Here is a 9,358-nt window from a genome sequence, read left to right as displayed (position 1 = left end):
TATTTAGTTGTTCTAAATGAGAAATTTTTAACGCTGTTAGCGTCAGATTTACTCCTTCAAATTGAGCAAGTATTAAGACAAATTGGTATCAGGCTTTTATTAGATTCTTTGTTGTCTACAGCTTCAGCGGTTGCTCCAAAAATGCCAGCACTTTTTGGTAGTACTTCAAGCGATGTTCTGGTTTGTAAAACCCATGACCCTCATCTTCCAGCAAGTAATATTGATGCGGTACTTTCGCTTCTTTTAAAGCATCAATGATAGACTCAGCCTGCTCGATAGGTGCCCGTTGGTCTTCACCACCATGAACAATAAGCACGGGAACTTTTAGCTTATCTGCGTTGTAACTTGGCGAAAACGCCTTTAGCTGTTTTTCATCAGTCCCGAGTACACGCTCTAAATATGCGACCCCTGAGCTGCGCTGAGCTACGTCACCTTCTTCAAACATCAGTGGTAAATCGTATACACCAACAACACCGACTGCGCATTGGAATAAGTCAGGTTCTAATATTGCGCTTTGCAATGCAGAATAACCGCCAAAACTTGCCCCCATAATACAGATCCGTTTGTCGTCTACGATGCCCTTTGCGATTAGATCTTTGGTTCCATCAATGATGTCGTATTGAATTTCTTTACCCCACTTCTGATAACCTAGTCTCTCAAATGCTTCACCATAACCACCCGAGCCTCTAAAATTCACCTGTAACACTGCGATACCGCGACTTGCCAACATTTGCACTTCAGGATCAAATTGCCAGAAGTCCCTTGGGCCATGAGGGCCACCATGCGGCATAACTATCAGAGGCAAGTTCTTTTTCTCTTTTCCAAGTGGTGCAGTCAGATAACCATTAATGGTCAGTCCGTCACGGCTGGTAAATGCGATGGCTTCCATGTTGGACATTTTTGCAGGTGCTATCCATTGCCTAGCAGATGCCAGATAACGCATCTTATTCTCTTTGCTATTATATAAATAATAATCCCCAGGATTGGTATCGCTACTTGCAAATACCACGACTTGCTCGCCATCTCTGGTACTACTAACAATACGAATTTGATTACCTGGGATCGATGCCACCAATGATTTCAAACGCTGACTCCAGTTAGCATTATCATCAATAAATGCGTACGTCGGATAGCCTGGATCTAGTTCTATCGCAAAAGGAGATTTATCAAGCGGGTCAACCCACACCTTAGTTGGGTCAACTTCTTTATCTTGGAAAATATGTGTTAGCGCTTTACTTTCTAAGTTTAACTGATAAAACGCTTTCGGCTCACCATTTTTAGATGCTGATAGATAAACAGATTTACCCGTTTTATCAAACCCATGCATCCAAAAATCGTCTAACTCATCAGCAAGTTTTAGCTCAACCCAATCTGACTGTTTTGCTGTGCGAGTGTACACTGATGAGTACCCATCATCATCTTGTGTCACGACAGCACGAACTTCGCCATGATGATCTGTTAAGAAACTCCCCATTTTTCTTGGTGAGGCCGTAACTTTGCGTCTAACACCGGTATGAACATTCACTTCATACACTCGTGTTACCGGCTCTTTGGAACCACTCCAGGGGTAAGTCACAATCAACATCTTATCTTCGTCATTAACCAATGGGTCAAGAATATAAGATGTCCCGTAAAGGGGGGTTGCTTTACGCAGTCGCGACCCTGTTTGGCCTTCTCCTTGATACCCAACCAAGTATTTACCACGGCTGCCGTCTGCATTCACGCCAAATAATTCACCATGATATTCTGGGTGATCTTTCCAGCCACGGATGTACTGTTTTTCAAGCACCACTCTATTGTCATTAACCCACTCATATCGACCTATTTGCGCGTTGTCGTCAAACCGAACAGCATGGAGCAGCTTAAATTTATCTAGCTGCAAAAAGCCAAGTGTGTTTTTCCCCTCCCGCTTTGTAATGAAGCTCAGATATTCGCCATTGGGCGATATTTGTACATCAGAAAATTCACTGCCTTTACTAAAGTGTTCAAGTGGGACTACTGATTTTGCGAGCGCCTGTGTCGCGAGTAAACCAACAGCCAGTATCAGAAACTTTTTCATCCTAATTCACTACCTCCATTCAAAATTAAACGGGTACAGTGTAGCAATAGAGTGACTTGAATAACAAACACTTACAAGCGTTAACCTAGTGAAAAGACCCCACTTTCAACATCACTAGCAGAATACAGCCCGGTATCTAACACCCAACCGGTAATTAAGCTTGCCGGAGTAACATCAAATGCCGGGTTGTATACCTCAGCATTATCCGGCGCCCATTGGCAGTGACCAAAACTGCCACTTACTCCCGTCACCTCTGCTCTTTCTCGTTGTTCAATTGGGATCTGTCCGCCACTTAAGCATCGGCTGTCTACCGTGGTAACTGGTGCCACAACATAAAAAGGGATCTGATGAAAATGTGCTAATACCGCGAGGTTATATGTACCTACTTTATTAGCAACATCACCATTAGCTGCGATGCGATCCGCACCAACGAAAATCTTATCTACTTTACCCGCAGCCATTAAACTCGCCGCCATATTGTCACAAATGAGTGTATATGGAATTTGCCATGCTTGTAACTCAAATGCCGTTAGCCTACCGCCTTGGAGTAAAGGTCTTGTTTCATCAACCCAGACGTGAATATTGCGATGTTGTTTTGCCGCATGGTGTATCACACCCAGCGCTGTTCCAACACCTGCGGTAGCCAATGCCCCGGTATTGCAATGCGTTAAAATATTATCACCAGCATTCACCAAAGTAGCGCCTATCGTTGCCATCCGATCGCACAGTGCAGCATCTTCTTCAAACAGCTGCTCTGCTGTTGTCACCAATTGTGTTTGCCAGTCAGGTTTATCCAGTACGCTACGTAATTTAGCCATTGCGTGCATTAAATTTACTGCTGTTGGGCGTGTTGCCTCTAGTGTATTAATGGCATGGGCGATCGTAACTTTATCTTCACCTTGCTCACTAAGATATGCAACTAATAGACTTGCCGCTAAGCCTATGAGCGGCGCACCACGAACCTTAAGTGTCAGGATCAAATCGCTCATGGTCGCGACATCTCGACACTCATGCCATACCTGCTGGTGTGGCAGTAAATATTGATCTAGTACTTTTACAACCCCGGCTTCAAATTTAAGGCTGCGTGCAATTAAAGTTTTCATGACATTGCGCTCTGTTAACACTACCCCGAACATTTTACATCAAGATCCAAAGAAGTATAGACATCTAAACATTTAAAAATATAGAATGCTATAAACAAATATTATCAAGGTTCAAAAACATGTCAGGTTATGTTGCGTTTGATGCTGAAAAAGTGATTGATTATGTCACTCACTTGGGACACTTTTTTGCTGAAGGTGAAACCTTATCTTGCTATGAGTTTGGTGATGGTAATTTAAATTTGGTATTTCGCGTCCAAGATACTCAGCGCAATAGCATCATCGTTAAACAAGCCTTACCATATGCTCGCTGTGTAGGAGAAAGCTGGCCATTAACATTGGACAGAGCAAGGATAGAAGCTAGCGTGCTACGCCGCCACGGTGAGATTTGCCCAACTACCACTGCCAAAGTCTTACACCACAATTCAGAGTTAGCCGTAACCATATTAGAAGACTTAGGTCAGTTACACATTTTACGTGGCGAGCTAAATCAAGCGCATACTTTCCCACAGCTTAGCCAAGACATCGCAACATACTTGGCGAAAACCAGCTTCTACTTTTCTAGTTTTTATCTTGAACCTAGCGAGAAAAAAGCCTTAGTCACTGAGTTTACCAACCCAGAGTTATGTGCCATCACTGAAGATTTATTTTTTGATGACCCATACCGTGATACCGAGCGGAACCATTTTCCTAGCGCTTTACAAACCTCAGTTAATGCACTGCGTCATAACAAAGCACTACTGATAGAAATTGCCAAACTCAAAGCACAATTCTTAAACGCCCCGGAAACCTTGCTTCATGGAGATGTTCATACCGGAAGTATCTTTGTAAGTGCTGAGCAAACTAAGCTTATCGATCCAGAATTTGGCTTTTTCGGCCCAATCGGATTTGATTTAGGCTCATTTATTGGAAACCTATTACTGAATTATTGCGCTCAACATGCACGGATTGAAGCACTGCCAAAGCGTCGCAATATGCAGGTATACTTACTGGATTGTATTGCCAGTACCTTATCTGGCTTTTATGCAACTTGGCTAAAGCTGGCAAAAACGCAAACTCGTGATTTATCATTGCAAGCTGAAGGATATGCTGAGTATTTTCTAACAAAAGTACTGCAAGATGCGGTTGGGTATTGTGGCTGTGAGTTGATCCGCCGCACTATCGGCCTTGCTCATGTCACAGATATAGATGACATTGAAGACGATACTGCGCGCCTTGAAGTACAAAAGCGAGCGCTACAGCTAGGCGAACAACTGATATTAAACGCCAATAAGTGTCACACCACTGAAGATGTTTATCAATTAATCATTAGCTTTGTGAATTAATCAAAGATCAGGCAGGGTCTAACGCAAATGGCAGCCCAAAGCGTCTACTTTGGGCTGCTAAACATTTACTGCGCTTGACCCATAGTCGTTTCGATATATTTACCTATTTGCTCTTCTAAAACAAATAACGGAACGGATCCATGACGTAAGATTTGATGGTGAAATTCTCGAATATCGAATTGATCACCCAGTGCCTTTTCCGCCTTTCGGCGTAAACGTTTAATGGTTAGCTCACCTATTTTGTATGACAATGCCTGCCCTGGCCAAGAGATATAACGGTCTGTCTCTGTTTTAACATTATGTAATGATAGAGCCGTGTTGTCTTTCATAAAGTTCATCGCTTTTTCACGACTCCAGCCAAACATGTGCATACCAGTATCAACTACCAAGCGTGCGGCGCGCCACATTTCGTAAGTTAAACGGCCAAAGTCACTGTATGGGTCTTGATAAAAACCGGCTTCAATTCCCAAAAATTCAGCATATAGTCCCCACCCTTCACCAAATGCAGAAATATATTCGTTGCGGCGATATTCGGGAAGATAGTCTAACTCTGCATTTAATGCGATCTGAAGGTGATGCCCCGGCACAGCTTCATGCAGTGTCAGTGCCTCTAGCACATACAAAGGACGCTTATCCAAAGCATAGGTATTTACCCAGTAATAACCCGCATCAGTATCGCTGCGCGCACCTGAGTAACGCCCTGTTGTGTATTTTGGTGCAATACTCGCAGGAACTGGCGCTACGCCATATGGCTTACGTGGCAATGTATGAAAGAGCTTAGGTAACTGCGCATCCATCTTTTTTGCAATATACGCCGCTTCTTTTAATAACGCTTCAGGCGTTTTTGCATAAAATTGCGGATCTGTTCTTAAAAATTGAACAAAATCAGCAAAGCTACCTTTAAAGCCCACCCTGTTGATGATTTTTTCCATTTCAGCACGGATCCGGGCAACTTCTTTTAACCCCAACTCATGTATTTGCTGCGGTGACATATCTGTGGTTGTGTAGTATTTGGCTCGATTGGCATAAAAGGCTTCACCATTTGGAGTGGCTGAAATACCTATTGTTGTTCTAGCAGCAGGCCGATATTCGCTGATAAAAAAGTCAAGGTAGTCTTGATAAGCACTTATCACATCTGCTTTGATGATATGCTTTGCGCGCTGCTGTAACGCACTAAATTCAGAGTCAGACAACCCTGCTTGATTGTGCTTAAAAGGCGCATAGAATTCAGATTTAGTCACTTCATCTACGATATATGCTTCAATAGAGCTTTCATAGCCTTCTAGCACCGCCTTTGGTTGTGTCAGACCAATTGCCATGCCCTGTTTCATCCAATGGATATTTTGCTGAAAATAGCGAGGAACTTGCTGCAAACGAGCAAGATATAGCTCATAACCGGAACGTTTCTTAAAATTATGATTTGAAATCATAAAAGACAGCCCAGAATGGAAACCATATTCAGAAGTTAATGGCATATAGTGACTGTTAAAATGATATTCATCGACACTATTTTGTATTTGATTACGCAATATGGTGATATTTATCTGGTTTTCTTCACTGAGCTGCGTTTTATCAATATCATCTAATTGCGCGAGAAAATCGAGTCGTTGTTGATATTGTGTACTAAGCTGTTGCACGCTTAAGTTTGGCAGCAAAAACTCTGCGTTGACGTCACCACGTCCATAGGCGTTGTTATCACTTCTAAACTTCATCACATCGTCTGCTAACTGAGTAAACTCAGCATTCTTATCAATACCTGTAATGGCACAACCAGACAAAGTAACAGACAGACATATGGCAATGCTTGAACGCTTAGCCCACAGTTTTATTTTTGGTGATAACACGCTAACTTCCTCGATACTTGTTATGTCTCAATACTTGCACTTTCGCTGCTAAAAACTGCTGTTTTGAGTATTTGTTATGGTAGAACGAACTTATGAGCGTTCAAATTAGGAGAGTCAGGCCACAGATGCAACTTAATTCGACAAAACCACGAAGAACTAAGATCGGATACAAATCACTCAACCTAATAAAAATTGCTGATAAAATCAGCAAATCAACAAAAAAATGTAAATTTTCTATTTCGTAGACAAACTTTTTGCTTTTCAATTCGAACGATACAGATTAATGTAGCTCTAGTGCAATTAGGACAAGAGTGATACCGATGGAGTTGGTGGTTGTTCATTAACGTTTGATAATAAATTGTTGTGGTAAATGAAATGATGTTCCATGATCCCATGGCTGTTGCCCAAGAAAAAATGACACAGGTGTGCCTATTTTTAGAGCAGCATCATTTGCCGCCTACTCCTCTGAATTATCAGGTTGCATATACTTATATCAGTGCTACCAATAAGCCTCTTAATGAAACCCTAGCTAAAACCATCAAAAGCAATACTAATATTGACTGTGTACTAATCGAGCAACTTTACTATCAATTTTTAGACCCTGGCCAAAAAGTGCAGTCTGAATTACTTGAAGGCGTAGATTCATTAGTTACTGAGCTCCATGAAAATACCGAGAGCTCACAGAAGCATATTATTCGCTTTGCACAGCAGGTGAGCCAATGTATTCATAATTTAGATGAACACAACATTCAAAAAAGTAAGCGTGCACTTTCTACACTTACTAAGCAAACCGAGCTATTGCTAAAACAACACAAGCTCTTTAAACAAGCGTTAATAAAAGCGCGCCAAGATTACGAACGAAACCAACAATTACTTTTAGACTTGCGCAAGCACCACCTATTAGACCCACAAACAGGGCTATATAAACGTCATTATCTTCATCAAAAAGTGGCACAGTGGCAATCACAGCAAAAGTCTGTGTGCGCGTTATCAATACAAGTTGATAATCTTGATGCGTTTTCTACTCGTTTTGGCGATGTGGTCAGTGAAGTTGTGCTTAATCGGGTTGCGAATAATATTAAGCGTTATGTGGTAGAAAGCGGCCTACCGGGGCGCACTGGTAAAAAAGAATTTACTATCATTCTCGCCGATGTTGACTTAGACACAGCCAGTGTAATCGCGGAAAAAGTACGCAAAGGCGTGGAGCGCCTAAAGTTTGTCAGCACCAAAGGCAAAATGCCATTGCCTAACGTCTCTTTGGCACTGGGAATTGCACAGCTTGCACCTGAACATGACTTCAATATCTTGGCTAAACGCGCCAGTTTTGCCGCGCAAAAAGCTCAATCTCTAGGTCAGCACTGCTATATAAGCCACTAACACGACACAAAGCATGGATAGCAATGCCAAACTCTCGGTTTTTCCGCGATTTTAAAATACTTCTGTATTGAAGCTATAAACCTAGCAAACTCAACACAGGGCGCGCTAATCCTAGTTGCTAGCAAAACATTAATTATCCAAAGCTCAGGTCAAAGTACACTTATCTTTGTTTTTGTGAACATTATCAGCCTGACAAGGTAGATAAGAAATTGCACCTACAGCTACCTATCAAGTACACTAATGACACAGTTACCGTGTATTGATGGAATCCGCATGAAAGAGTCACAAGACAACACCACCCACTTTGGATATAAAACAGTAGAAGCAGACAAAAAAGCTTCTATGGTTGCAGACGTGTTTCATTCTGTCGCAGCAAAATATGACATCATGAACGACCTGATGTCTTTTGGTATTCATCGCTTGTGGAAACGTCAAACCATCGCTTGTTCAGGTGTTCGGGCTGGCCACAAAGTCTTAGACTTAGCTGGCGGAACAGGCGACTTAACTGCCAAGTTTAGTGAGTTAGTTGGTGACAAGGGACAGGTCATCTTAGGTGACATCAATGACTCGATGCTGAAAGTTGGCCGTGAAAAGCTGCGCGATCTCGGGTTGGTCAGTAACATAGAATACGTGCAAATGAATGCCGAAATGCTTCCTTTTGACGACAACACCTTTGATGTCATCACTATCGCATTTGGCTTACGTAATGTCACCGACAAAGATAAAGCGCTACGCTCTATGTATCGCATACTCAAACCAGGTGGACGCTTACTGGTATTAGAGTTTTCCAAAACCGATAACGAAGCGCTGGCAAAACTCTATGATATGTACTCATTCACTCTACTGCCTGCGATGGGTAAGTTAGTAGCAAATGACAGCGAATCATATCGCTACCTTGCAGAGTCTATCCGTATGCACCCAGATCAAGACACGTTAAAGGCTATGATGGATGACGCTGGGTTTGAACAAACGGATTATCAAAACATGACCGGCGGTATTGTCGCGCTTCATCGTGGTTTTAAATTTTAGGAGTCTCCGTGCTTGCATCGCTACTTGGCGCCGTAATTGAGGCGGCGCTAAATAAAGCCCTAACACTCTCATCTGAGTTGCAAGGTGCATTAAGTAAAAGCCGTCACAAAATACTGAGTGTTGAGGTTCGCGATTTGCATCTGCATTTAGCTATCACCAATACCGGTGAATACATTCATGTATTATGCCCTTTTGATGGCAACGCTGATTGCACCATTAGCGCAGACTGCGCCACATTGCTTGAACTCACAGATCCAAGTAAGCTGACCGCACTTATACGTCAAGATAAACTCGATCTAGATGGCGATCTCGCTTTAGCACAATTGTATAGTAACGCTCTTGCGGCTCTGGATATTGATTGGGCGGAGCACCTTGCTCAGTATCTTGGTGATGCCCCCGCACAAGTCATTGTGGATAGTATCAACACTATCCGCAAGCGAGCTCAACAAGATGCACAAGTTGCCAAAGTGACGCTCAGTGAGCTGCTTCAAGATGAGCTCAAGGTATCTCCTCATCCACTCGAATTTGAACAGTTTAAGCAGCAAGTGCGTTCCGTGAATAGCCAGTTAGAGAGCGTCGCGCAACGTATCAATACTTTACTTCAAAAATCCAAAGGAAATTAGC

7 protein-coding genes are annotated in these 9,358 nt (G+C 42.5%); 4 read left to right on the top strand and 3 right to left on the bottom strand.

Going from position 1 to position 9,358, the window contains the following annotated elements:
* Positions 1-115: 115 nt before the first annotated feature.
* Both HUZ36_RS16370 and mtnA read right to left on the bottom strand, forming a co-directional pair.
* Positions 116-2,059, bottom strand: a complete 1,944-nt coding sequence (locus HUZ36_RS16370; protein WP_176033425.1) for an alpha/beta hydrolase family protein — start codon at positions 2,057-2,059, stop codon at positions 116-118.
* 80 nt (positions 2,060-2,139) lie between these two features.
* Positions 2,140-3,162, bottom strand: coding sequence for an S-methyl-5-thioribose-1-phosphate isomerase (gene mtnA / locus HUZ36_RS16365; protein ID WP_176033424.1), 1,023 nt, complete (start codon positions 3,160-3,162; stop codon positions 2,140-2,142).
* A gap of 119 nt (positions 3,163-3,281) precedes the next feature.
* Between mtnA and mtnK the strand changes: the two genes are divergently transcribed.
* Positions 3,282-4,484 (top strand): S-methyl-5-thioribose kinase, encoded by a 1,203-nt coding sequence (mtnK, locus tag HUZ36_RS16360; RefSeq protein WP_176033423.1) that lies wholly within the window; start codon positions 3,282-3,284, stop codon positions 4,482-4,484.
* 65 nt (positions 4,485-4,549) lie between these two features.
* Here mtnK and HUZ36_RS16355 read toward each other — a convergent pair whose 3' ends face one another.
* Complete coding sequence (locus HUZ36_RS16355) at positions 4,550-6,328, bottom strand: DUF885 domain-containing protein (protein WP_176033422.1); 1,779 nt, start codon at positions 6,326-6,328, stop codon at positions 4,550-4,552.
* Positions 6,329-6,703: 375 nt separating this feature from the next.
* Here HUZ36_RS16355 and HUZ36_RS16350 point away from each other — a divergent pair, with 375 nt between their 5' ends.
* From HUZ36_RS16350 to HUZ36_RS16340, 3 genes are all read left to right on the top strand, one after another.
* On the top strand, positions 6,704-7,705 hold the full coding sequence (locus HUZ36_RS16350) for a GGDEF domain-containing protein (protein ID WP_176033421.1): 1,002 nt from the start codon (positions 6,704-6,706) through the stop codon (positions 7,703-7,705).
* A 273-nt stretch (positions 7,706-7,978) separates the two neighbouring features.
* Positions 7,979-8,734, top strand: coding sequence for a bifunctional demethylmenaquinone methyltransferase/2-methoxy-6-polyprenyl-1,4-benzoquinol methylase UbiE (gene ubiE / locus HUZ36_RS16345; protein ID WP_125250707.1), 756 nt, complete (start codon positions 7,979-7,981; stop codon positions 8,732-8,734).
* An 8-nt stretch (positions 8,735-8,742) separates the two neighbouring features.
* Entirely contained in the window at positions 8,743-9,357 is a 615-nt protein-coding gene (locus HUZ36_RS16340) for a ubiquinone biosynthesis accessory factor UbiJ (RefSeq protein WP_176033420.1), read from the top strand.
* The last annotated feature ends 1 nt before the right edge of the window (position 9,358 follow it).

The organism is Pseudoalteromonas sp. McH1-7 (genome assembly GCF_013366255.1).
GTDB classification, from domain to species: domain Bacteria; phylum Pseudomonadota; class Gammaproteobacteria; order Enterobacterales; family Alteromonadaceae; genus Pseudoalteromonas; species Pseudoalteromonas peptidolytica.
This window is presented reverse-complemented; position numbering and strand designations above follow the sequence as displayed.

What these genes read in the sequence shown, in the direction of transcription:
- HUZ36_RS16350 (WP_176033421.1), top strand. Translation starts at nt 6,704, where the DNA reads ATGATGTTCCATGATCCCATGGCTGTTGCCCAAGAAAAAATGACACAG.
- ubiE (WP_125250707.1), top strand. Translation starts at nt 7,979, where the DNA reads ATGAAAGAGTCACAAGACAACACCACCCACTTTGGATATAAAACAGTA.
- mtnA (WP_176033424.1), bottom strand. Translation starts at nt 3,162, where the DNA reads ATGAAAACTTTAATTGCACGCAGCCTTAAATTTGAAGCCGGGGTTGTA.
- mtnK (WP_176033423.1), top strand. Translation starts at nt 3,282, where the DNA reads ATGTCAGGTTATGTTGCGTTTGATGCTGAAAAAGTGATTGATTATGTC.
- HUZ36_RS16370 (WP_176033425.1), bottom strand. Translation starts at nt 2,059, where the DNA reads ATGAAAAAGTTTCTGATACTGGCTGTTGGTTTACTCGCGACACAGGCG.